We start from the raw sequence: 22,638 nt of genomic DNA on the forward strand, positions 1-22,638 counted from the left end.
CAAGCGTTCAGTCTGCATCGCCTTCGCTACCGGTTTGTTCGGCATCGGACGCGGTGGCGATGCAACCGGCATGCCATGCCGTGCCCGGCAGCAACTGCCATTGATTGCGATTGGACTCGCCGATATCGATGCGTTGGGCCGGATCGATACACGCCGGCACCGCCTGCTTGAGCACGAACAGCCAGCGGGTGTGCGGCGCTTGCGCAAGCCATGGGCCGGCCTTGGCCCACTGGTCCTGCCAGCTCGCCTTGAAGCCGAAATCTGTCACCGGGCGATCGGCCTGCAGCAGGTTCTGCTCGCGCCAGGCCAGCATGCCCAGCTCTGCGTCCGCGCCGATGCGCTGGCCCACGCGTTGCATCAAACGTGCGGACGAACTGTAGGGATCCAGCGCCGGCATCAACCCCAGTCCGAACACCGTCCATAGCGTTGCGGTCATTACCACCAGCGCGGCGCCCGCGCGTTTACCGCGCGACCATGCAATCGCGGCCAGGCCGACCACGCCCAGGCCGATCAACCAGAAACCCACCGACTGCAGCGAGGCAAGCTCCATGCCGCGCTTCACTGCAGTGTTTTCGGCCCAGTGCAGATGCAGCGCAATGCCGCCACCCAGCACCAGCCCGGCAACGGCAAGCAGCAGCACATATCCGGTCAGCAGCATTCGCACGCCGCGCCGGCGCAACAACCCGGCCAGCAACGGCGCCGCGGCAACGCACAGCGCCGGCAGCATCGGGAAGATATAGACCTCGCGCTTGCCCGGACTGGCGCTGAAAAACAGCAGCACCAGCACGCTCCAGGCCAGCAGCAGCACATAGCGCGGGTCGCCGCGGCGCAGTCGCCGCCACCAGGCCGGCAGTAGCCACGGCAACAACAGGCAGCCGGGCAGCCACAAGGTGGCGATCACCTGCAGGTAGTACCAGAACGGTTTGACGTGATGCCAGGCGTGCGCATAACGCGTGCCGGTCTGCTTGAACAACAGCTCGTGCGCGTAGGCATGCAGCTGCGGGTCGTCGCTGTGCCATAGCGCGATGCCCAGCGGCCCCAGCCACACCGCCGTACCGGCCACGAAAGCCGGCAGCACCAGTCCCCAGCTGCGTCCTGCCAGCGCGCGCGCCGGCAACACGCTCCAATGCGTAGGCCGCAGCGCCATCCATGGCAACAACAGCAGCAGCGGCAGAAAACCGACGCCCTTGGTCACCGTCCCGACCCCGGCAGCGAACAGGCCCAGCATCCAGGCGCGCCAGTCCGGCCCGCGCAGCAGGTGCCGCAGCATTCCCCACAACGACAGTGTGGTCAGCGCCACCAGCACCATATCGATCTGCGCACGCTTGGCCATCAGGCCGAACTGCAGCACCGTGAACAAGGCCAGCACCGCATATCCCGCCACGCGCCGAGTCCATAGCCGGCGCGCGATATCCCAGGTCAGCCACAACGTGGCCAGCGCAGCCAGCAGCGACGGCAGCAGGAAGGCCACCGGCCAGTGCGGTATCAGTTCGTAGGTTGCCGCCTGCAGCCACATGAAGACCGGTGGTTTTTCTGCGTACAACTCGCTGCCACGGTGCGGCAGCAGCCACTGACCGGTCTCGACCATGGTGCGCGCGGCCAGCACGAAGCGCGGCTCGTCCGGCGGATTGGGCTGGCGCATGCCCAGCCCGGCCAGCAGGCTGACAACGATCAACAGCAACGCCACCAGCAGCGCGCGCTGGCGGGATGAGGAGGCAGCGATGGCAGGCGACACGCGCACGCCCTGAGTAAATGCGGGGAGACACTATCTGGCAAGTGGGTCGGAAATTTGTCGGAGCCGAGCCCGCATGATCGCGCATCGCATCGCAGCGCAGGCATCGCCGTGCGCGGGTGCTGGAGCGCAACCGGTTGGAAGGCCGTACCGGCGATACCGGTCGCGTTTGGCCGGCCTCGGTTAGGATGCGCACACCGTGCCTGCCGGGCCGTCCTGGAAACCCGCTCATGCGGCTGCTGGTCATTGAAGACAACCGCAATATGGTTGCCAACCTGTTCGACTATTTCGAAGCGCGCGGGCATACCCTGGACGCTGCGCCCGATGGCGTCACCGGCCTGCATCTGGCGACCACCCAGCATTACGACGCGCTGATCCTGGACTGGATGATGCCGCGCATGGATGGACCGGAAGTGCTGCGCCGGCTGCGTGAGCAGCACCAGTCCGAACTGCCGGTGATCATGCTTACCGCACGCGACGAACTTCCGGACAAGATCGCCGGTTTCCGCGCCGGCGCCGACGACTACCTGACCAAACCCTTCGCGTTGCCCGAGCTGGAGGTGCGCATCGAAGCCCTGCTGGCGCGTGCGCACGGCCGTCGCCGCGGCAAACTGCTGCAAGTGGCCGACCTGCGCCTGGATCTGGCCACCCTGGAAGCGACGCGCGCCGGACAGGTGCTGCATCTGTATCCGGCCTGCCGCAAGTTGCTGGAAGTGCTCATGCAGGCCAGCCCGGCCGCGGTGACGCGGCAACGCCTGGAGCAATCGTTGTGGGGCGACGACCCGCCCGACGGCGACATGCTGCGCTCGCATATCTACGAGTTGCGCCGCAGTGTGGACGGCCCGTTCGCGCAAAAACTGATCCATACCTTGCCGCGGCTCGGCTACCGGCTGGCGCAGCTGGATGCGGCCGATGCGCCTGGCGCTGGCGACTGCAGCGATGTCTAAACAGCGCCCGTTGGGTCGCCGCGTGCTGGTGTGGTTGTTCGGCTACACGCTGTTGATGACGCTGGCGGTGTTCGGCACCGCGCAGTACCTGCACGAACGTGCCGAACACGGCGTGTGGCGCTCGCTGCTGAATTCCGAACTGGACAGCATCCTCGAGCGCAGCCTGCAGGATCCGGATTACCGCTGGCAGGACTCGGACACCTTGCGGCTGTACCGGGTCGACGACGTCGCGCGCACACCGCCGGTCTTGCGCACCCTGCATCCCGGCTTGCACGACGGTCTGGAGATCGCCGGCCGCCAGAGTGCCGTGATGGTGCGCGACACCGCGCATGCCGGCCGCCTGGCCCTGGTGCTGGACATCACCGATTTCGAAGCGTTGGAAAAATTTCTGACCCGCTGGATGCTGGCCGCTGGCATCGCGCTGATCGGCATCACCTTGCTGATGGGCACATATGCGATGGCGCGGCTGGTGCGCCCGCTGGTGGAACTTGCGCGCGACATCGGCGCGTTGCGTCCAGAGCAGCGCGCGCAGCAGATTGCGGTAGGGCCACAGGGCAGCGCCGAGCTGTACGTGATTGCCGATGCGCTCAACGATTATCTGGAGCGCAATAGCCAGTTCGTCGACCGTGAGCGGGCTTTCATCGACAGCGCCAGCCATGAATTACGCACGCCCATCGCGGTGATCGGCAATGCGGTGGAGCTGGCGCTGGACCAGCCCGGCACGCCGCCGGCGGTGCGCCACCAGCTGCAGCGCATCGCGCAGACCAGCACCTCGGTCGAGCAGCTGATCACCTTGCTGCTGGTGCTGGCCAAAGATCCTGGCCGGCTGGTGCGCAGCAGCGATGCGTTGCGGCTGGATCAGTTGCTGCCGGACATCGTGGCCGACCACACGCACCTGTGCGCCGACAAGGATCTGCAACTGGTCGTGGCCCCGCTGCCGCCATGCAGCGTGGTCGCCCCGGTCGCCATCGTGCAGACGGCCATCGGCAACCTGCTGCGCAACGCCATCGAAAACAGCGACCGCGGCATCATTCGCATCTCGCTGTCGGCGCCCGGCGTGGTCTGCATTGCCGACCCCGGCCATGGCATGACTCCCGAAGAGATCAGCGCCATCTACACGCGCCTGGCGCGCGGCAACGTCCGCCAGGGGAGCGGTATCGGGCTGGAACTGATCGGACGCTTGTGCGAACACCTAGGCTGGCATCTGCAGCTGGATTCCAATGCCGGGCAGGGCACGGTGGCCACGCTGGATCTCTCCGGCGCCACGGCAACGGAATCCTGAGGGGATCACGTAACCGACTGCACTCACGCCAGGCGGTGCGTCCGCTATTCGATACTGCAGGTGCCACACGCCCGCTGCGGGTCCTGCGAAGGCGCCACACCGGCCTGATGCCTATTCGCTGCTGACGCTGCTCGCTGCGGTTGGGCCGCTGCTTGAACGCGCCGCGCAAGCTCAGGCAGGCAACAAGCCGCGTGCGTCCAGCCAGCTGCGCGCGTTCTCCGCGTCCTGCTCGAACCAGGCGCGCGTGGAGCCCAGCCGATACGTATAGCCCCAGCTGTCCATGTCCGCCATCAGGCGCGCGCTGCCCACACCAGGCAATTGCTCGGCCAGCAGGATCTGCAGGTAACAGGTGGCGTCTTCTTCTTCCACCGAATCGGTCGCGTCGGTATGCACCGCAGCGCGTTTTTCCGCAGGCAGCACGATCAGATGCCCGGCTTCGTGCAGAAGCGAATGCACCGGTGTGTCGTCGCGCACGTACACATCGCAGCCGATGATGCCGGCTTCCGGTTCGCCCCAGAAACTGCCTGGAATCGCCGCGTCCGATTCCACGCGGTGCAGGCGCAAGCCATAACGCGCGAGCAGGGCGGCAGGTGCGTCCAGGCCGATATCGGCCACGCGCAGAACATCGGCAGCGGTGGGTATGGCAGTAGTGGGAGTGGTCACGCGCAATGGCTCGCGGTCGGGTCACATGCAACAACGGCACCGTGCGAACGCGGTGCCGTTGTTGGCGCTACTTGTCGCCGTCTTCCGGTAGGGCGACCGAAATATCCAGCACGTCGTGTTCGCCATCCTTGACCAGATCCACACGGACCGCATCGGCATCGATGTTGACGTATTTCTTGATCACCTCCAGCAACTCGCGCTGCATCAGCGGCAGGTAATCCGGCCCGCCGCGGTGGTTGCGCTCCTGCGCAATGATGATCTGCAGGCGGTTCTTGGCCGTCTCGGCGGTGTTCTTCTTGCTCTTGAGAAAATCGAGCAGGCCCATGCTTACCCTCCGAACAGCTTGCTGAAGAAGCCTTTCTTCTCCACGGATGTGAATCGCATCGGGCGCTCCTCGCCCATGATGCGGGCGACTGCGTCGTCGTATGCCTGGCCGGCCGGGGATTCGGCATCCAGGATCACCGGCTCGCCCTTGTTGGAAGCGTTGAGCACGTCGCCGGATTCGGGAATCACGCCGATCGCCTTCAGGCCCAGCACTTCTTCCACATCGGTGATGCTGAGCATCTCGCCGCCTTCCACGCGGCCCGGGCTGTAGCGGGTCAGCAGCAGGAACGCCGGCACGGCCTTGCCTTCTTCGGCCTTGCGGGTCTTGGAATCGAGCAGGCCGATGATGCGGTCCGAGTCGCGCACCGAAGACACTTCCGGATTGACCACCACCACCGCGCGGTCGGCGAAGTACATCGCCAGGAACGCGCCTTTTTCGATACCGGCCGGCGAATCGCAGACGATGTAGTCGAAGCCGTCGGCGGCCAGGTCCTTGAGCACCTTTTCCACGCCTTCCTGAGTCAGCGCGTCCTTGTCGCGGGTCTGCGAGGCGGCCAGCACGTACAGGTTCTCGAACCGCTTGTCCTTGATCAGCGACTGCTTGAGCGTGGCTTCGCCGTGCACGACATTGACGAAGTCGTACACCACGCGCCGCTCGCAGCCCATGATCAGGTCCAGGTTGCGCAAGCCGACGTCGAAGTCGATGACCGCCACCTTCTTGCCGCGCTTGGCCAGCCCGCAAGCCAGGCTTGCGCTGGTGGTGGTCTTGCCGACGCCGCCCTTGCCGGAGGTGACTACGATGATTTCAGCCAAAGGATTTCTCCGAATATTTCTGTGGTTGGGCCGCGTCAATCAAGCGCAGCGATCTTGATCTGATCCTGCTCCAGCCAGACCTGGACGGCCTTGCCACGCAGGTCCATGGGAACATCGTCCAGCACCTTGTAGTGGCCAGCGATGGCAACCAGTTCGGCGTGGAAGTCGCGGCAGAAGATGCGCGCGTCGGGGTTGCCCTGCGCGCCGGCCAGAGCGCGGCCACGCAGGGTACCGTAGATATGGATGCTGCCGTCGGCGATGACCTCGGCCCCGGCACCGACCGTACTGAGTACGGTCAGGTCGCAGTTCTCCGCGTACAGCTGCTGACCGGAACGCACCGCGGTGCGCTGCATCCGGCCCGGAGCCGGTCGCGCGGCCGGCGGTGCCGGTTCGGCACGTGCGGGCGGCGGTGGCGGTGGCGGGCTGACCGCGGTCGGCTCGTACTGCGCGCGAAATTTGGCCAGCAGCGGCACGCCCAACTGCTGGGACAGCAGGTCGATCTCGCTGGTGCCGTAGGCCAGCGCCACCGGCAGCACGCCGGCATCGCGCAGACCTTCCAGCAGGGCCTTGGCCGTGGCCAGGTCCGGCACCTGCGACAGCCCGCCGAAATCCAGGATCACCGCCGCACGGCCGAACAACTTGGGCGCGCGGGTCACGCGCTCGCGCATTTCCTGCACCAGCCGCGACACATCCAGGGTGCGCACGCGCAGGTTGGCAATCCCTACTTGGCCGATCTTCAGCTCGCCGGCCTGTTCAAAATCCACATTCACACTTGCCACAACTCAGCTCCCCGTCGATGGGCTAGCGGTGGTGGCGGCATGACGCGGCCGGCCCACCCACGGCAAGTCTTCGGGCAACTTGCCGCCATAGGTCTCTTTGACCCACCGATAGCTGCACATGTCTTTCATCAGCATGCTGGCGCGCACGTCCACATCGGGCATGGTGTTCTGGCCAACCTCGCGGAAGCCGAAACTGCCATGGAACAGCAAGGCCGCGTCGGCGCCATGGTCCAGGAACACCTCGCACGCCAGCTGCGGGTAGCGCAGCTCGGTATAGCTCTGCACATCGGCATAGAACGCCCGCCCGACGCCACCGCCGCGGCGGCGGCTGGCGACCACGATGCGGTCGATATAGAAGAATTCCGGGTAACGGTCCCGGAACCAGGCGAAATTGCTGCTGTCGTGCGCACTGCCGCTTCCGAAACCGACCAGAAACCCGGCCAGGTTGCCGTCGCGCTCGGCGACGCGGAAATACTCGGCCTGCTCGTAGAAACGTTGCAGCTTGGTTGAATCCAGCGGCAGGATCGCCAGTCCGGCATTGTTGTTCAGGGCCAGGACGGAATCGAGCTCGTGCTCGCGCACGTCGCGGATGACGATCGACATTGGGACTCCGTGAGGTAACGCGTCGACCCGAAATCGGATCTGCGTCGGATTATTACATGCGTGGCCTGAAGCGGCGACCCAGCGCATGCGATCGGCCGGCGCGCGGCAGGTGCCGGCGTGCAATGGCGCGCCAGCATAGGCGCTGTGCGGGCCCGACATCCGCAACCCATGCGTGCGCGCCGGCATGCATGACTTCCGGCAAGAGGGCAGCGCGCTCGCTTCCGCCTAAGATGCGGACATGTTGGGATACCTCAGTCATACGCGCGTCCTGCGCTTCGCCGGCCTGTTCACCTGGGCGATGATCGTCATGCCCTTGGTGTACACCTACTGGCCGCCGGCCGAAGAGGGCGACCACCGCAGCGTGGCCGAGGCGGTGATGATGTCGGCATTCTTCATCGGCTTCGGCGCCAGCTACTTCTGGTTGACCCGCGGCTTGAACAGCGGCGGCCACGCGCACTGGTACGACCGGCTGATCCTGTTGCTGCTCACCATCTGCGCGCTGGCGGTGAGCTATCTGAGCGGAACCGGGCTCGGCAGCATTTTGATGATGGTGGCGGCGGGGGTGATCCCGTGGCTGCTGCCGCTGCGCGTGGGCGTGCTGTGGCTGGTGCTGAGCCAGCTGGCGGTGCTGCCGGTGTTCTACTACCTGCGCCCGGACTTCACCCTGTTCGCGGCGCTGATGCAGTCGCTGTTGTACGGCGGCTTTTCGATGTTCATCTTCGTCACCAGCCTGGTGGCCCGCCAGCAGACCGATGCGCGCGAAGAGCAGCGCCGGCTCAACGCCGAACTGCGCGCCACCCGCGCACTGCTGGCCGAGAGCGCGCGCATCAACGAGCGCACCCGCATCTCGCGCGAGCTGCACGACCTGCTCGGCCACCACCTCACTGCGCTCAGTCTCAACCTGGAAGTGGCAGGCCACATCACCGAGGGCCAGGCCCAGGAGCACGTGCGCCAGGCGCACACGCTGGCCAAACTGTTGCTCACCGATGTGCGCGAGGCGGTCAGCCATCTGCGCGACAGCGGCGCGATCGACCTGGAAGCGGCGCTGCGCCCGCTGGTGACCCAGGTGCCGTCGCTGGATATCCACCTGGATATCGCCCAGCCGCTGACCCTGGACGACCCCGAGCGCGCCCACGTGCTGCTGCGCTGTACCCAGGAAATCATCACCAATGCGGTGCGCCATGCCGGCGCGCGCAACCTGTGGATCCAGGTGCGCCGCGATGCCGATACGGTGCTGATCGACGCCCGCGACGACGGCCACGGCGCCGATGCGGTCGCGCCCGGCAACGGGCTGCGCGGCATGCGTGAGCGGCTGAACCAGTATGGTGGGCAGCTTGAGATTCAAACCCGGCGGGGTGACGGCTTCGGCCTGCGCATCGCTGTTCCAGGCGCGCCGGCACTGATGCCTGCGGCCGTGACCCAAGGAGTGTTGTGATGATCCGTGTGTGCCTGGTCGACGATCAAACCCTGGTGCGCCAGGGGATCCGCTCGCTGTTGGCGCTGGACGACGGCATCGAGGTGGTGGCCGAGGCCTCCGACGGCAAGCAGGCGGTGGAGCAGATTCCGCAAATCCAGCCGGACGTGGTGCTGATGGACATGCGCATGCCGGTGATGTCCGGGCTGGAAGCGCTGCAGATGCTCTCGCGCAACGGCGCCCTGCCGCCGACGATCATCCTGACCACCTTCGACGACGACCAACTGGTGCTGGCCGGGCTCAAGGCCGGTGCCAAGGGCTATCTGCTCAAGGACGTCTCGCTGGAACAACTGGTCGGCGCCATCCGCACCGTCGCCGACGGCGGCTCGCTGGTGCAGCCGGCGGTGACCCAGCGCCTGCTGTTGGGCCTGGAGCACATGCGTAACGAGTTCGTCAGCCTGGACCGACCCGATCCGCTCACCGACCGCGAGACCGAGATCCTGCGGCTGATGGCGAGCGGGTTTTCCAACAAGGAAATCGCCAACTCGCTGGGCGTGGCCGAAGGCACCATCAAGAATCACGTCTCCAACATCCTCTCCAAGCTCGGCGTACGCGACCGCACCCGCGCGGTGCTGAAAGCGTTCGAGCTGCAGCTGGTGTGAGCCCGGCGCCCGCGCCCGCCTGCAGCAGGGGCGGGACTCGCATTCAGGCCGCTGCAGCGTCGGTCGGACCGCGAGACGGGCGGCCCAATGCCGCCTGGCAGCCGCAACATCACACGCACGCAGCGCGTGATGTGCATGATAGCGGCGCGCAATCGCCCAAACCCTTGTGCAGGTTGGGATTGCGCATCCCCCAGGCGCCGCGTTGCGCGGTGAATGACACCGCAAGACCGCGCTACCCGTCGCACAACTGAACATCTTTCTCGAAGCCTGCTAGGATGGTGGCTTCGCTTCACTCAACCCGGCCGTGGGATCGGCCCCGGAGACCTCCTGAATGACCCGTATTATCGAGTTCCTGATCGCCTTGGGGATCGTGGCTGGCTTGTTTGTCGTGGTGGGCTTGGTGTTGCCCTCGGAGCGGCAGATGTCCGAGAGTGTTGAGACCAACCGCAGGATGACGATTGTTTACGACACCGTGAACAGCTTCCGTCGTTTCAAGGATTGGAACCCGCTTGTGCTGCGTGACCCGAAGATCCAGCTGAAGCTGGCCGGCCCGGAAGAGGGCAAGGGTGCACGCGTTGAATACAGCTCCAACGAGGGCTATATCGGCAACGGCAGCTGGGAGATCACCAACAGCGTCAAGAACGAGCGTGTTGAGATCGCAATCGAAGATCCCACCAAGGGCTACGACAAGGTCACCAATTTCACCCTGGTGCCGACCGGCAAGAACAACAAGAACGTCAAGATCACCCAGGATTACAGCGTCAAGTACGGCTGGAACCTGTTTGGTCGCTATGCCGGTCTGTACGTCAGCCGCCACGTGGGCGACGACCTGAAGTTGGGTCTGTCGCGTCTGACGACCGCACTGGCCACCGTGCCGAACTTCGACTACCGCGCCGAGCTTGACGGCAAGCCGGTGTTGAGCGACCTCAAGATCGTCGATGTGCCGGCCGAGGACCTGTTGGTCGTCACCGCGGGCAACATCGATCGTGACAACGAGACGATCAAGAAGTCGATCAAGGACAACCAGGAGTGGATCAAGCGCGTGATGGATTCCAACGGCCTTGAGGCGGTTGGTCCAGTGCGCATCGTGACCACCGACTTCGCTTCCGACAAGTACGCCTTCGACGTGGTGCAGCCGGTGCGCAAGCGCGCTGGTGGTGCTCCGAAGACCGACGCCAAGGCCGACGCCAAGAAGGACGACGCGGCTGCCGCGGCACCCGCCGATGCAACCCCGGTGGCTGCAACGGGCGAAGAGCTGAAGCTCAACATCCCGTCCGAAGCACCGGTGAAGTACCAGCGGGTTCCGGCGCACCGCTCGGCATTTGCGACCTACGCAGGCCATATGGCCGGCCTGGATGCAGTGCGTAACTCGCTGCGTGCCTGGGCTGCCACCAGCGGCATGGACGTGACCGATCGTCCGTACGAATCCTGGAAGGGTGGCGTGGACAAGTCGTTCACCCAGGACGGCACGTACGACGTCTACTGGGCCATCAAGTAATCGTCCCACCACGATGAGCTGGTCCAGACGAAAACGCGCCGCAGTCTTGCGGCGCGTTTTTTTTGCGCTCCGGCGCTGTCACGGAAGTTGCCTGCATGTCTTTGCTTGATCGTCGTAAGAAACATCCCTCGCTGCTGGCCTTCTGCGGCGGCCTGCTGGCGGCCATTGCCGTTGGTCTATCGGCCTATGCCTCGCACGGCGTTGCCGATGCGGTGATGCAGTCGCGGCTGCAGGTGGCGTCGTTGTATGCGTTCGGGCATGGCGCGGTCCTCACCGTGCTGGGCGCCACCGAAACGCGTGCGCTGGGCCGGGCGGGCTTGTACCTGCTGTTGCTCGGCACCTTGCTGTTTGCCGGCAGCCTGGCCGGGGGGGCGTTGCTGCAGTGGCCGACCACCCTGGCGCCGGTCGGCGGAGTTGGGCTGATGCTGGGCTGGGTGGTGCTGGCCATTGGTGCGTTGAGGCGCTGAGCATGCCGCGCCATGCCCGCGGATTCGATGTGGAGGCTGCGTTCGCGCACGTGTCCCGGCGCGATCGCGCGCTGGGTGCGTGGATGAAGCGCATCAGCCCGATCGCCCCGCAACCGGGGTGGCACAAACCCTTCGACCCGGTGGATGCGCTGGCACGCGCCATCCTGTTTCAGCAACTCAGCGGCAAGGCGGCTTCGACCATCGTGGCGCGTGTGGAAGTGGCGATCGGCGCGCAGCGGCTGCATGCGGACACCCTCGGTCGTATCGACGATGCGGCGCTGCGTGCCTGCGGCGTTTCGGGTAACAAGGCGCTGGCCCTGCGCGATCTGGCACGCCGCGAAAGCGAAGGCGAGATTCCCTCGCTGCGCAGGCTTGCCTTCATGGACGAGGAAGCCATCGTGCAGGCACTGGTGCCGGTGCGCGGCATCGGCCGCTGGACCGTGGAAATGATGCTGATGTTCCGCCTGGGCCGCCCGGATCTGCTGCCCATCGACGACCTGGGCGTGCGCAAAGGGGCGCAGCGCGTGGACAAGCAGGAGCAGATGCCCACCCCCAAGGAACTGGCCGTACGCGGCGAACGCTGGGGCCCGTACCGCACCTATGCCGCGTTCTATCTGTGGAAGATTGCCGACTTCAGCGTGGCGACCAAGGTGCCGACACCGCGTTCGCAGGAGTAGGAGCTCGCACGCGGGGCAGATGCGGCGGGCGGTCGGGTCCAGCCGGGTTGCGTGGCGCATGAAGTTCGGCCGGCTCATCCCGCCGACCAACACCAATGCCACGGTTCGTAGACGATGCCGTGCGGGTTGTTGCGTGGGTAACTCAGGCGGTAGCCGAATGCGTGCGCGTTGCTGCACAACCAGGCGAATGCAGGCGTGGCTTCGAAGGACTCTTCGGCCGGCGGCTCGCCCGGTGTGCCCAGATCCAGTGCGTCGCCGCTGTGATGTTCGCTGAAACCCGGCGCTGCGTTGACCGTCAGGATCTGCTCCAGGGTGAGCCCGCGCGCGAACTTGCGCTCGAAGATGCCCAGTTGGTAGTCGTGGCTGCGGTAGCCGGAAATCGCATCGAGCACAATGTCTGCGCGCAGCGCAGCCGCGCGCATCTGTCGCCATGCGCGTGCAGCGCGGGCACTGAGCCACAGCGGGCGGCCGAAGCGATCGCGTCCGGCAAACTGCAGTGCGGCTGGTTCGGCCATCAACTGCAGGCCGGTCCGTTGCACGTAGTCGTCGGCGGCGAGCCCGAGCTGGCTCAGGCGGCGCTGCAATCCGTCGATCGGCAGCGTGGCGTCGTGTACCTGGCCGATGCGGCCGGTTGCGGTCTGCAGACGGTCCAATGCTTCGTCCAGGCCAGGCTCGCATGCCAGCCGCGGGATCAGCGGCATCAGACCCTGCGGAAGATGTGCAGCCAGATAGCGCCCATCGCGTTTGCGCCGCAATAGCCAGTCGGCCTGTGCCAGCACACGCGCATCCGCATTACCGCGCGCGCGCAGCAGATCGGCCGGCCACAGCTCGATCTCGCTGGTATTGAGGAGTACACGTTGAAGATGACGCATCTACGCAGCTTAGCCGTTGACGGGTGAGCGCTGCCAGTCCAGCCAGGCGCTGCGACCCCGCGCCGACCCGGACCGGCGAACCGCTACAGCGGTGCGCAGTCGCGTCTGGATGATCGGCGGCGCATGGTCAATTTTCGGATTTTTCTTTTTCGCCCTGCGGCTTCGGTAGCCGGCCAGCCTTGCGTAACGCATCACGCAGCACGTATTCGATCTGCGCATTGAGGCTGCGCAATTCGTCGTCGGCCCAGCGCTGCACGGCGGCCAACACATCGGCGTTGATACGCAGCGGGTAGGCTTTTTTTTCGCTCATTTGCCGTCTCTGCGGCCGCCATGACGGCGCAGGTGCATCACCATCGACACGATCAACGCGTTGACGCCGACGAGCATGCCGATCACCACCGCATAGATGCCGGCGCGGTTGTCGCCAGCCCAGTACAGGCATGCGGCGCCGACCAGAATCACCAGGCTGATCAACGCCCAGCGCAGGCCCAGCCCGCGTGCGCGGTCGTCATCGTCGGCGCCGATGGACGCGGCGATGGCCAGCGCGGGCAAGCCGGAAAGCGCAACCACCAGGGGCACCATGATATTCATCGGATCGATCTCGGAGTGGCTGACGCAACGCAAGCGGGTGGTCGCCAGGTGGACGTGGAGGGCGCGCCCACAAGCGCAGTGTACGAGTGGCGCATGCCGATGCCGAGCAGTGGCTGCGCCCGTCTGGCGGTGAGAGCAGGCGTCCTGTTGGCTGCCCTCAGTACAACGAGCCGGCGTTGACTACCGGTTGGGTGCCGCGATCCGAGCACAACACGGTAAGCAGGTTGCTGACCATATGCGCCTTGCGCTCTTCGTCCAGCTCCACCACGCCATTCTTCTGCAACTCCGACAGCGCCATTTCGACCATCCCCACTGCGCCGGCAACGATGCGCGAGCGTGCGGCAATCACGGCATTGGCCTGCTGGCGCTGCAGCATCGCCTGGGCGATTTCCGGCGCGTAGGCGAGGTGGCTGATGCGCGCCTCGATCACGTCCACGCCGGCCTGGGTCAGGCGCTCGTCCAGATGCCGCTTGAGCTGCTCGCTGATTTCGGCCGGATGGCTGCGCAGCGAGATCTGGCCGTCTTCGTGCTGGTCGTACGGATAGCTGGTCGCCATCGCGCGCAGCGCCGCTTCGGACTGGATATGCACGAAGCTCTCGTAGTCGTCGACGTTGTAGACCGCTTCGGAGGCATCCAGTACCTGCCATACGATCACCGCAGCGATTTCGATCGGGCTGCCATCCAGCTCGTTGACCTTGAGTCGTCCGCTTTCGAAATTGCGTACGCGCTGGCTGACGCGACGCTTGGCGTAGAACGGCACATTCCAGCGCAGGCCAGCGTCCTTGACGGTACCGACGTACTTGCCGAACAGGCTCAGCACCGCTGCCTGGTTGGGCTCCAACGTATACAGGCCGGCCAACATGAAAATACATGCCGCCACAACCAGCACCGCGGCGATGAACGCCCCTGGCGTGACGCTGGTGCCGGCCATCATCGTCAGTACGTACCAGGCGGCACCGAGGAGGCCGGCGCCTGCGACGAGGACGACAGGAATGCCGGGCAACGAACCGATCGGCTTCTCTTTCATGAGCGCGAGTCCTTGTGGAGTGGTACAAAGATATCAATGTGATATCAGTTAAACAATGGCCGTTCGTCGGAGTGGGAGCGGGCAACCGTTAGAATGGCGGCCCCTCTCGCTCTGGACCGCGCTCATGACCACTCTCGGCACGCCGTTATCGCCTTCCGCCACCCGCGTGCTGTTGTTGGGCTCGGGCGAACTGGGCAAGGAAGTGGCGATCGAGCTGCAGCGTTTCGGTGTGGAAGTGATCGCGGCCGACCGCTATGCCAATGCACCGGCGATGCAGGTGGCGCACCGCTCGCACGTGCTGGACATGCTCGACCCCATTGCGTTGCGCACGCTGATCGCCAATGAGCGGCCGCATCTGATCGTGCCGGAGATCGAAGCGATCCATACCGAAACCCTGGTGGCGCTGGAACGCGAGCAAGGCCAGAAGGTCATCCCGACGGCGCGTGCCGCGCGCCTGACCATGGACCGCGAAGGCATTCGCCGCCTGGCAGCCGAAACGCTGGGCCTGCCGACCTCGCCGTATCGCTTTGTCGATACCGTCGAGGAGTATCGCGATGCAATTGCCGCGGTGGGCTTGCCATGCGTGGTCAAGCCGGTGATGTCGTCCTCGGGCAAGGGCCAGAGCACCCTGCGCAGCGAGGCCGATATCGATGCGGCATGGGAATATGCGCAGACCGGTGGACGTGCCGGTGCCGGTCGCTGCATCGTCGAAGGCTTCATCGATTTCGATTACGAAATTACCTTGCTCACCGTGCGCCATGCCGGCGGCACCTCGTACTGCGATCCCATCGGGCATTGGCAGCAGGACGGCGACTACCGCGAAAGCTGGCAGCCGCAGCCGATGTCGGCCGCTGCGTTGCGCCGCTCGCAGCAGATCGCCAAGGCCATCACCGACGATCTCGGCGGCCGGGGCCTGTTCGGTGTGGAGTTGTTCGTCAAGGGCGACGAGGTGTGGTTCAGCGAAGTCTCGCCGCGCCCGCACGACACCGGCCTGGTCACGCTGGTCTCGCAGGAACTGAGCGAATTCGCGCTGCATGCCCGCGCCATTCTCGGCCTGCCGGTGGGCGCGCAGGACGGCGGCGTGATCCGTCAGGCCGGCCCTTCGGCATCGTGCGCGTTGCTGGCGCACGGCAATGGCGTGCCGGTGTTCGACAACGTGGCCGAAGCACTGCGGGACCCAGACACCGCACTGCGCCTGTTCGGCAAGCCCCGCGTGGACGGCCATCGCCGCGTCGGCGTCACCCTGGCGCGCGCGGACAGCGTCGATGCTGCGCGTGAGAAGGCGCGCGTCGCCGCCGCGGCGTTGACGATCCAACTGCAGGCCTGAGCGGCGTACGGCAGACGCAATGCAGCGCATCGCTGCATTGCGTCGACGCGCCAGGGGCGCTCGGGATTTATGCGCACGTCTTCTCGACGCTGCCCGACGCGGGTGATTGATCACACCTGGTGACGCCACGCCATCCGTCACCGCAAGCAGCACTGCGCCTGGCTAGCTGCTCGTGCGCGGATCTTTTTCCAAGCCAGGTGTCGATACCGCAAACGGGCAAGGAACTCGCTGTTCCGAAGCCCCAACCCAACTCCTCAATCCCCCGCTATTCAGCCAGGTCGATCCACACCGCATGATGGTCGCTGCCATCGGCGATCACCGCTTCCGGCGCGTTGCTGGCCGGCCAGAAAATGCCGCTGCCGATCAGGGTGAACTGGCGCGACGGCAGCACGTAGTCCAGGCGCATGGTGCCTGCCTGCGGGCCGAAGTCGCCGGTGACCTGATGCGGGTCGCCGCTGTGGGCGATGCCCAGCGCGGCGTATTCGGCGGTTTTTTCCGGGCCGCCATCGCTGTGCGGTGTGGGGTACTGCAGCACGCGCGGGTGATGGATCAAGGCGCGGATCGCCTCATGGCGGCCGGCACCATCGACCGGGTCGTTGTTCAGATCGCCCAGGATGACGAAGCGCGCATCGGCAGCCAGGCCGCCGCAACCGCCCTTGTCGTCGCAGAGCCAGCGTTGGCTGTCGGGTGCGTTGTCCAGGTACGCGCGCCACAGCTGCAGTTCGTCGTGGTTGCGCGCGGCTTTGCGTTTCTCGGCACCGTCGAATACGGGCGGGGTAGGGTGCGACACCAGCGCATGCACCACACCCAACGGCGTGCGCACCGGCACATCCCAATGCGATTTGGACGACAGCCGCAGCTGCGCCCAGATGGCATCGCTGTAGTACGACGTCTTGCTGGCCGGATCGATCGGCCGCAGTGCGCCAGGTAGCGCGCTCCACTTCAGCAGCTGGAAGCTCCGCACTGCCTGCGCATCGATCGGGTAACGCGACAACACCAGCATGCCGTACTGGCCGGGATGCAGCCCATAGCCCCACGCGTCGTTGCCACGCGCGCGTCCTTCGCCTCCGGCGCTGCCGTTGTTGTCCAGATCCAGGCCGCTCGGCACGCCGGTATTGACCGATGCCAGATAGCGGTACGGATACCGCAACGCCTCGCCGCCGCCCGGCTGGGCCACCTGCAGATAACGTTGCTGGAACAGGTCGGCAGCGCGGTGTTCCGGGTCGAAGTCGAATTCGTTCAGCAGCACCAGATCCGGGCGCACGCGCTGCAGTACCGCAGCGATCTTGCGCGCATGCGCGCTATCGCCCTGCAGCTCGCGAATCAGGCCGCCGGCCTCGTCCGAATACAGCGAGGTGTTGTAGGTGGCGATGCGCAGCTGTGCCGCGGCCGGCCGGGCGGCGAGGGTGTCGGTCTGCATCTTGGGCGAGGGCGCGGGGTGGGCGCAGGCCGCGCACAAGGCGGTCAGCGCGAGCAGCAGGAGAGGTTTGATCATTGCCAGATTCTCGCATGCGGGATGCGACACGCCGATGTCGCAATCCGGCGGTTCAGTCGACCGATGCGTGGGCGGGCAAGCCGCGCCAGTGGCGACCATCGTAGGCTTCCAGTGCGCTGAAGCGGCGCTTGTAGTTCATCTTCGCGTGGCCATCGATCCAGTACCCCAGATATAGGTGCGCGCGTCGCTCGCGTTGCGCCCACTGGATCTGCTGCAGGATCGCGAACGTGCCCAGGCTGCGCGCTGCCGCCTCCGGCGCGTAGAACGTGTACACCGCCGACAACGCATGCTCGGTGACATCGGTCACTGCGACCGCCAGCAGCCGGCCGGGCAGGTGCGCGATGGCCGGTTCGCGAATCTCCAGAAAGCGTCCGTGCGACCAGCCGCCGATCAGGAACTGGTCGAATTCGGTGGCGCCATGTTGGTCCATGCCGCCGCCGGGATGCCGGTGCTTGAGGTACTGGCGATAGAGCGCCAGTTGTTCGTCGGTGCGCTCGGCGGCTACCACGCGCACCACCAGATCCCGGTTACGCGCCAGGCAACGGCGTTGGCTGCGGTCCGGGTGAAACGCATCCACCGCGATGCGTACCGGCACACAGGCACGGCACCGTTCGCAGTGCGGCCGGTAGACCAGATCGCCGGAGCGACGGAAGCCCCATGCCAGCGCTTGCGGATAGATCGCCCCCAGGCGCGGATCGTGCGGATCCAGCACCAGATCGCGCGCCTGCCGGTCGGACCAATAGCCACAGGCATGCTCGCCGGTCTGGAACAGGCGCAGGTCGTCGTGGGTGTCGGCATGGATGGCCATGGCCGAAGGATAGCGCCTGCGCGTCGCATCAGCGGCGACTGTCCGCCGGATGAATACGTCCGGCCTGGACGTCAACGCGCGCATCGATGGCTCGTTGATGGGGGTGTTGGTGGCAGCGCACGGGCGATCCGAACGCACCACCCACGCGATGCGGCCCATGCAGGGCCGCGTGTGGTTCCTATCTTCCAGGAGTGTCTCATGACGTCACGCAAACCCTTTCTCGCCCTGGCCGTGCTGGCCGCGCTGTCCACCGGCACCGCGTTCGCCGCCACCGTGCCGGCTCCCGGCGATGCGCCGCGGCCTGCCAAACTCGACAAGAACGGCGATGGCGTGATCGACCGCAGCGAAGCGGCCGCCGATCCGACGCTGGCCGCGCAGTTCGATACGCTGGACACCAACAAGGACGGCAAGCTGTCGCGCGACGAGCGCCCGCATCATCGTGGCCCGGGTCGCGATGGGCGCGGCGCACGCGCCGAATGGATGGCCAAGCTCGATACCAACAAGGATGGCCGTATCAGCCGCGAAGAAGCCAAGGCCGACCCCAAATTCGCTGCGCGCTTCGACCAGATGGATCTCAACAAGGACGGCTTCGTCGACCGTGCCGACCGTGAATTGCGCATGCAGCAGCATCGCGATGCGTGGTTCGCCAAGGCCGACACCGACAAGGACGGCAAGTTGAGCAAGGCCGAGTTCGATGCCGCATCCAAGTGGCGTGGCGGGCACGGGCCGGGCGGGATGGGCAGGCACGGCGACGATGGCAAGCCGTCACCGGCAACCGCACCTGCGACCAACCGCTGAGGCATCGCCGACCGCGGCGCTCGTTGCGCATTGGCGAGTGCCGCTCGGGTGAGCGGTGAGTTCACCTAGCTGTTTGCAGTACGTAACAAGGCGCCGATCGACCGCGCCCTTCCGCCTGGCGGGAGGGCGCTTGCGTTTGGGACAGACGCTGAGTGCGGGTACAGCGCTCAGTCGTGCTTCCAGGACGTAGGAACCGGATTGGAGACGGTGTTCTTCTCCAGTGTGTACGTGCCGTTCTGCTGCGCGATCGCTTCGCCGGTGTCGACGATGGCGTTCTGGATAAAGACATTCTGCTTGTCGCCACGCACGAAGGTCAGCTGGTGGAACGCAGTCTTGTTGCCCCAGTCTTCCGAGGGCAGGGAGATGAACCGGATGGTGTAGCTCTGGTCGTCGAATGTTCCCTGCAGCACATAGACGCCGTAATGGTTTTCGCCCTGGGAAATGATTTTGTACATGCCGTTGCTGAAATAATAGATTTCCGCATCGGGGAACGGCTTCTTGTCGTAGAGCTTGCGGTAGTGAAGCACCTGCTTGAAGGTCGGTGCTCCGAAACTCACCGATAGCGTCTTGCCATCGGCGGACTTGGTGAGTCCGTCCGCTTGCGCGCTCATGCTGACCATCATCAGCAGACTGGTGAACAGACTTGCCTTCACGTCATGACTCCGGGGTCTGGTTGAATCCTGAGCGCTTATAGCAGCGCGGGCGCTGCCCGATGACTGCGACAGTCGGATACGAACCCATCACTTCGGATCGTGCGAGGTTGCTCGCCAGGCGCCTGCCTTCGCATGCCATGCGACGCAGGCCGGCAACGGATGTGACCGCGCCGACGAGCATGCCTGTCGTACCAGCGCGGGGCCGCGCCGGGCAGCTGCGGTCAGCGGGTCGGCTGGATCCGCACGCGCACTTCGTCGTCTTCTGCTGCCGGTTGTACGGCATCTGGCGCCGGCGCCTGTTGCGATGCCGGCTGGGCCGCTGGTGCCAGTTGCGTCGGCGCGTTGCGATGGCGCATCACCACCACCATCGCCACGGCGCCGATCACCAGCAGCAACACCAGGCGGATACGCCAGGCCCAGCTGCGCGCACTGGAGCTGGAGCCGTTTTCGCCTTCGCGGAAGGTGTATTCCACGTTCGGCAGGTCGCGGCGGGTGGTGTCCAGCAGGCGGGCGTCGCGCAGCAGCTCGCGTGCGCGCGGCTGGTCGTTGGCATGCACGATCCAGACGGTGGGCTGCGCCTGGGCGTTGCTCTGTTCCAGGTAGCTGAACTGGCCGCCGCGCTTGCTTTGATAAGAGCGACCGTTGCTGATGCGGATCTCGATTCCCGCATCGCGCAAGAGATTGGCCACGCCTTCGGCGGTTTCGATACGTTGACTGCTGAAGATCTTGCGCATGGTGGAAAACGCCGTTGGGTCCGGAACAGATGGCGCCGTTGAGGCGCCAGTTCAAGATGAAACATCAAGGTGGGGGTGATGCGGTCAGGGGATCGCATGCGGTGTCTGCAGTGCGCGGGAAGCGGTGCTCGGCTGCCTTCACCCAGCCAGAGTGCGCACTGGCCATCAAGCAGGGTGCCGTGCTGTCGCGATGTGAGATCTATTCCTTGGCCGGCACGGCAATCGCGCTGCCGTCAGGCACCACCCGGATCAGGCCTTCCTGCGTGGTGCTGGCCACCAGCACGCCGTCGCGGGTGAAAAACTGCCCGCGAGCCAGACCGCGCGCGCCCTGCGCGGTGGGGCTGTCGAGCGAGTACAGCAGCCAGTCGTCGGTACGGAATGGACGATGGAACCACAGGGCATGATCGAGCGAGGCCATCTGCACGTTCGGCGTGTAATAGCTGATGCCGTGCGGAAATGTCGAGGTGCCCAGCAACTGAAAATCCGACGCGTACGCAAGGAGCGCTTGATGCAGGCCCACATCGTCTCCGATGGGATCGTTCAAGCGCAGCCACATCTGCTGGAACGGCGGGCGCTTGGGCGGCCTGAGTTCGTCGCGCGGAAAGACATGGCGAAACTCGAACGGGCCACCGCGCGACAGCCAACGCTGCACCTTGGCCGGCAGCTTGGCCAACACGTCCGGTGCCAGCGGTGCGGCCGGTTCGATGTCTTCCGGTGGCGGCACCACCGGCATCGCCGACTGATGCTCGGCGCCTTCTTCGTGCTCCTGAAACGAGGCCGCGCAAAAAAAGATCACCTTGCCGTGCTGGATCGCGGTGACCCGGCGCACCGAGAAACTGCCGCCATCGCGGGTGCGGTCGACGTCGTAGACGATGGGGTGGTCGATATTGCCGGCACGCAGGAAATACGCATGCAGCGAATGCGCCTGGCGGCCGTTTTCCACCGTCGCCTGCGCTGCCGCCAACGCCTGGCCCAGCACCTGCCCACCGAACACGTATTTGGTGCCGATGTCGCGGCTATGGCCACGGAACAGGTTGTCTTCCAGGCGCTCCAGCGACAGCAGGCTGATCAGTTCGGAGACGACGGGTTCGGCGGTGGCGGACAAGAGGCTGGCCTGGGCATGCGACGGACAGCGAGTATACCGGCCCGCCCGAGGGGCGCCGCGACGGCAGGGCTCAGGCCTTTTGCAGGCGCGCCACCAGGCCATGCAGCGCGGTCTGCGCATCCGGCGCGTACCAGCCATCGATGAAGCGCTCCAGCTGGATCAACTCCGGCGCCAATGCCGCGCGCAGGTCGGCACGCGCAATCGCGCGCGTGGTCAACATCGGTTGGCGGGGAAGCTGCTGCAGCTCCTGCAGCCACGCCACCGCGCGCGCGGTGACCAGCTCGCCATCGACCAGTTCGTCCACCAGCCCGATCGCGACCGCCTGTTCGGCCGGCAGCAGTTGCCCGGAGATCAGCAGGCGTTCGGCGCGGTGCGCACCCACCACGCGGCGCAACAGACGTTGGATACCCTCCGGCGCAGCAAGGCCAACCTGCACTTCGTTGAGGCCAATCGTATAGGGTCTTGCGGTATCGGCACTGCGCGCCATCACCCGGTAGTCGCAGCACAGCGCCAGCACGCAGCCGCCGGCCGGCGCATGCCCGCCGATGGCCGCGACCACCGGCACGCGGCTGTTGGCCAGCGCCTGCGCCGCATCGAAGAACGCGGTCCAACTGGCCAGCAGCGCAGCGCGGTCGGCGCCATGGGCCAGCAGATGCGGCACATCCATGCCGCCGGAAAAAATCCGCTCGCTGCCCGACAGTACGATGCCGTCGACCTCCTCGCCGGCCTGCTGCACCGCAACGCTCAACGCCTGGCACACCGCGCTGTCCAGCGCATTGACCGGCGGACGCGCCAGACGGATTTCGCGAAGACGGCCATGGTCTAAGATCTGGATGCTCATTCGGGGCTCCTGGAGGTCGGGTCATGATAGACGGCAGTCGAAGCAGGCGGGTTAGGTATGCCGGCGTGTTGCTCGCGGCGTTTGGGCTGGCGGCAAGTGCGGGCGTGTCGGCGCAATGCCTGCCCGAATTCAAGAATGGCTGGATCCGCATTCCGCCGCCCGGTGGCATGGGCATGGCGGCCGGGTTCGGGCAATTTCATAACGGCTGTGCGCAGCCGCTGACGATCACTGCTGCCAACAGCAGCGTATTTGCCGATGTCTCCTTGCACGAAACCACACAGGTCAATGGCGTCAGCCGCATGCGCGCGGTGCCCGAACTGGCATTGCCGGCCGGCAAATCTGTGCCGTTGGCGCCGGGCGGCCTGCACCTGATGTTGATGGACGCCAGTGCGCCGTTGCAGGAAGGCGCGCAGGTGCCGGTGAGCTTTACCCTGCAGGACGGTCGCCAAATCAAGGCTACCTTGGAAGCACGCAAGCGCGCGCCCGGGTCTTGAGTGTTTGATGGCTGTTGCGCACTTGCGCCAGC

At 65.7% G+C, this 22,638-nt stretch carries 26 protein-coding genes; 10 read left to right on the forward strand and 16 right to left on the reverse strand.

Features of this window, described 5'->3' with window-relative positions:
* Window positions 1-7 precede the first annotated feature (7 nt).
* A complete protein-coding gene (locus F7R02_RS09515; RefSeq protein WP_078590487.1) occupies window positions 8-1,741 on the reverse strand; it encodes an ArnT family glycosyltransferase in 1,734 nt (577 codons plus the stop codon).
* A 221-nt stretch (window positions 1,742-1,962) separates the two neighbouring features.
* Here F7R02_RS09515 and F7R02_RS09520 point away from each other — a divergent pair, with 221 nt between their 5' ends.
* Both F7R02_RS09520 and F7R02_RS09525 read left to right on the forward strand, forming a co-directional pair.
* Window positions 1,963-2,679 (forward strand): response regulator transcription factor, encoded by a 717-nt coding sequence (locus F7R02_RS09520; RefSeq protein WP_003484375.1) that lies wholly within the window; start codon window positions 1,963-1,965, stop codon window positions 2,677-2,679.
* Entirely contained in the window at window positions 2,645-3,961 is a 1,317-nt protein-coding gene (locus F7R02_RS09525; RefSeq protein WP_015472407.1) for a sensor histidine kinase, read from the forward strand. The genes F7R02_RS09520 and F7R02_RS09525 overlap by 35 nt, the downstream gene beginning before the upstream one ends.
* A gap of 171 nt (window positions 3,962-4,132) precedes the next feature.
* Here the strand turns inward: F7R02_RS09525 and F7R02_RS09530 are convergent, their stop codons facing one another.
* From F7R02_RS09530 to F7R02_RS09550, 5 genes are all read right to left on the reverse strand, one after another.
* Entirely contained in the window at window positions 4,133-4,624 is a 492-nt protein-coding gene (locus tag F7R02_RS09530) for a hypothetical protein (RefSeq protein ID WP_059030964.1), read from the reverse strand.
* A 67-nt stretch (window positions 4,625-4,691) separates the two neighbouring features.
* Window positions 4,692-4,949, reverse strand: coding sequence for a cell division topological specificity factor MinE (gene minE, locus F7R02_RS09535; protein ID WP_003484370.1), 258 nt, complete (start codon window positions 4,947-4,949; stop codon window positions 4,692-4,694).
* A 2-nt stretch (window positions 4,950-4,951) separates the two neighbouring features.
* Window positions 4,952-5,761 (reverse strand): septum site-determining protein MinD, encoded by an 810-nt coding sequence (gene minD, locus F7R02_RS09540; protein ID WP_005930297.1) that lies wholly within the window; start codon window positions 5,759-5,761, stop codon window positions 4,952-4,954.
* A gap of 35 nt (window positions 5,762-5,796) precedes the next feature.
* On the reverse strand, window positions 5,797-6,540 hold the full coding sequence (minC, locus tag F7R02_RS09545) for a septum site-determining protein MinC (protein WP_015472406.1): 744 nt from the start codon (window positions 6,538-6,540) through the stop codon (window positions 5,797-5,799).
* Between the two features lie 3 nt (window positions 6,541-6,543).
* A complete protein-coding gene (locus tag F7R02_RS09550; protein WP_005915634.1) occupies window positions 6,544-7,143 on the reverse strand; it encodes a GNAT family N-acetyltransferase in 600 nt (199 codons plus the stop codon).
* Between the two features lie 238 nt (window positions 7,144-7,381).
* On the opposite strand from F7R02_RS09550, the gene F7R02_RS09560 reads away from it, so the two are divergent.
* The 5 genes from F7R02_RS09560 to F7R02_RS09580 all read left to right on the forward strand — a co-directional run bounded on the left by F7R02_RS09560 (window position 7,382) and on the right by F7R02_RS09580 (window position 11,861).
* Window positions 7,382-8,578 (forward strand): sensor histidine kinase, encoded by a 1,197-nt coding sequence (locus tag F7R02_RS09560; protein ID WP_005915636.1) that lies wholly within the window; start codon window positions 7,382-7,384, stop codon window positions 8,576-8,578.
* Window positions 8,578-9,219 (forward strand): response regulator, encoded by a 642-nt coding sequence (locus F7R02_RS09565; RefSeq protein WP_078590489.1) that lies wholly within the window; start codon window positions 8,578-8,580, stop codon window positions 9,217-9,219. The genes F7R02_RS09560 and F7R02_RS09565 overlap by 1 nt, the downstream gene beginning before the upstream one ends.
* A 331-nt stretch (window positions 9,220-9,550) precedes the next feature.
* Window positions 9,551-10,717 (forward strand): polyketide cyclase, encoded by a 1,167-nt coding sequence (locus F7R02_RS09570; protein ID WP_078590490.1) that lies wholly within the window; start codon window positions 9,551-9,553, stop codon window positions 10,715-10,717.
* 95 nt (window positions 10,718-10,812) lie between these two features.
* Window positions 10,813-11,184, forward strand: a complete 372-nt coding sequence (locus tag F7R02_RS09575; RefSeq protein ID WP_078590491.1) for a DUF423 domain-containing protein — start codon at window positions 10,813-10,815, stop codon at window positions 11,182-11,184.
* Window positions 11,185-11,186: 2 nt separating this feature from the next.
* Window positions 11,187-11,861, forward strand: coding sequence for a DNA-3-methyladenine glycosylase family protein (locus F7R02_RS09580; RefSeq protein ID WP_078590492.1), 675 nt, complete (start codon window positions 11,187-11,189; stop codon window positions 11,859-11,861).
* A 74-nt stretch (window positions 11,862-11,935) separates the two neighbouring features.
* Here the strand turns inward: F7R02_RS09580 and F7R02_RS09585 are convergent, their stop codons facing one another.
* From F7R02_RS09585 to F7R02_RS09605, 4 genes are all read right to left on the reverse strand, one after another.
* Complete coding sequence (locus tag F7R02_RS09585) at window positions 11,936-12,733, reverse strand: M15 family metallopeptidase (protein ID WP_015472404.1); 798 nt, start codon at window positions 12,731-12,733, stop codon at window positions 11,936-11,938.
* A 127-nt stretch (window positions 12,734-12,860) separates the two neighbouring features.
* Window positions 12,861-13,043, reverse strand: coding sequence for a type II toxin-antitoxin system antitoxin (locus F7R02_RS09590; RefSeq protein ID WP_003484354.1), 183 nt, complete (start codon window positions 13,041-13,043; stop codon window positions 12,861-12,863).
* The gene (locus tag F7R02_RS09595) at window positions 13,040-13,324 is read right to left on the reverse strand and encodes a hypothetical protein (protein ID WP_005920636.1); all 285 of its coding nucleotides are present in this window, start codon (window positions 13,322-13,324) and stop codon (window positions 13,040-13,042) included. The genes F7R02_RS09590 and F7R02_RS09595 overlap by 4 nt, the downstream gene beginning before the upstream one ends.
* 157 nt (window positions 13,325-13,481) lie before the next feature.
* Entirely contained in the window at window positions 13,482-14,351 is an 870-nt protein-coding gene (locus F7R02_RS09605) for an SPFH domain-containing protein (RefSeq protein WP_078590494.1), read from the reverse strand.
* A 124-nt stretch (window positions 14,352-14,475) separates the two neighbouring features.
* Here F7R02_RS09605 and purT point away from each other — a divergent pair, with 124 nt between their 5' ends.
* Window positions 14,476-15,678 carry a formate-dependent phosphoribosylglycinamide formyltransferase gene (gene purT, locus F7R02_RS09610; RefSeq protein ID WP_039580399.1) on the forward strand — a complete coding sequence of 401 codons (1,203 nt, stop codon included), beginning with the start codon at window positions 14,476-14,478 and terminating at the stop codon, window positions 15,676-15,678.
* A 265-nt stretch (window positions 15,679-15,943) separates the two neighbouring features.
* Here the strand turns inward: purT and F7R02_RS09615 are convergent, their stop codons facing one another.
* Both F7R02_RS09615 and F7R02_RS09620 read right to left on the reverse strand, forming a co-directional pair.
* Window positions 15,944-17,272, reverse strand: coding sequence for an endonuclease/exonuclease/phosphatase family protein (locus tag F7R02_RS09615; protein ID WP_078590496.1), 1,329 nt, complete (start codon window positions 17,270-17,272; stop codon window positions 15,944-15,946).
* Window positions 17,226-18,140, reverse strand: a complete 915-nt coding sequence (locus F7R02_RS09620) for an arginyltransferase (RefSeq protein ID WP_033482387.1) — start codon at window positions 18,138-18,140, stop codon at window positions 17,226-17,228. The genes F7R02_RS09615 and F7R02_RS09620 overlap by 47 nt, the downstream gene beginning before the upstream one ends.
* A 39-nt stretch (window positions 18,141-18,179) precedes the next feature.
* On the opposite strand from F7R02_RS09620, the gene F7R02_RS09625 reads away from it, so the two are divergent.
* Window positions 18,180-18,779, forward strand: a complete 600-nt coding sequence (locus F7R02_RS09625) for an EF-hand domain-containing protein (protein WP_078590498.1) — start codon at window positions 18,180-18,182, stop codon at window positions 18,777-18,779.
* 167 nt (window positions 18,780-18,946) lie between these two features.
* Here the strand turns inward: F7R02_RS09625 and F7R02_RS09630 are convergent, their stop codons facing one another.
* From F7R02_RS09630 to F7R02_RS09645, 4 genes are all read right to left on the reverse strand, one after another.
* Window positions 18,947-19,432 (reverse strand): hypothetical protein, encoded by a 486-nt coding sequence (locus F7R02_RS09630; RefSeq protein ID WP_005930326.1) that lies wholly within the window; start codon window positions 19,430-19,432, stop codon window positions 18,947-18,949.
* Window positions 19,433-19,653: 221 nt separating this feature from the next.
* Window positions 19,654-20,166 (reverse strand): putative signal transducing protein, encoded by a 513-nt coding sequence (locus F7R02_RS09635; protein WP_003484340.1) that lies wholly within the window; start codon window positions 20,164-20,166, stop codon window positions 19,654-19,656.
* A gap of 199 nt (window positions 20,167-20,365) precedes the next feature.
* The gene (gene tesB, locus F7R02_RS09640) at window positions 20,366-21,271 is read right to left on the reverse strand and encodes an acyl-CoA thioesterase II (RefSeq protein ID WP_078590500.1); all 906 of its coding nucleotides are present in this window, start codon (window positions 21,269-21,271) and stop codon (window positions 20,366-20,368) included.
* Between the two features lie 70 nt (window positions 21,272-21,341).
* The gene (locus F7R02_RS09645; RefSeq protein ID WP_011050798.1) at window positions 21,342-22,112 is read right to left on the reverse strand and encodes an enoyl-CoA hydratase/isomerase family protein; all 771 of its coding nucleotides are present in this window, start codon (window positions 22,110-22,112) and stop codon (window positions 21,342-21,344) included.
* A 65-nt stretch (window positions 22,113-22,177) separates the two neighbouring features.
* On the opposite strand from F7R02_RS09645, the gene F7R02_RS09650 reads away from it, so the two are divergent.
* Complete coding sequence (locus F7R02_RS09650; RefSeq protein ID WP_078564216.1) at window positions 22,178-22,606, forward strand: copper chaperone PCu(A)C; 429 nt, start codon at window positions 22,178-22,180, stop codon at window positions 22,604-22,606.
* The last annotated feature ends 32 nt before the right edge of the window (window positions 22,607-22,638 follow it).

Origin of the sequence: Xanthomonas cissicola (assembly GCF_008801575.1) — a bacterium.
Classification (GTDB): domain Bacteria; phylum Pseudomonadota; class Gammaproteobacteria; order Xanthomonadales; family Xanthomonadaceae; genus Xanthomonas; species Xanthomonas cissicola.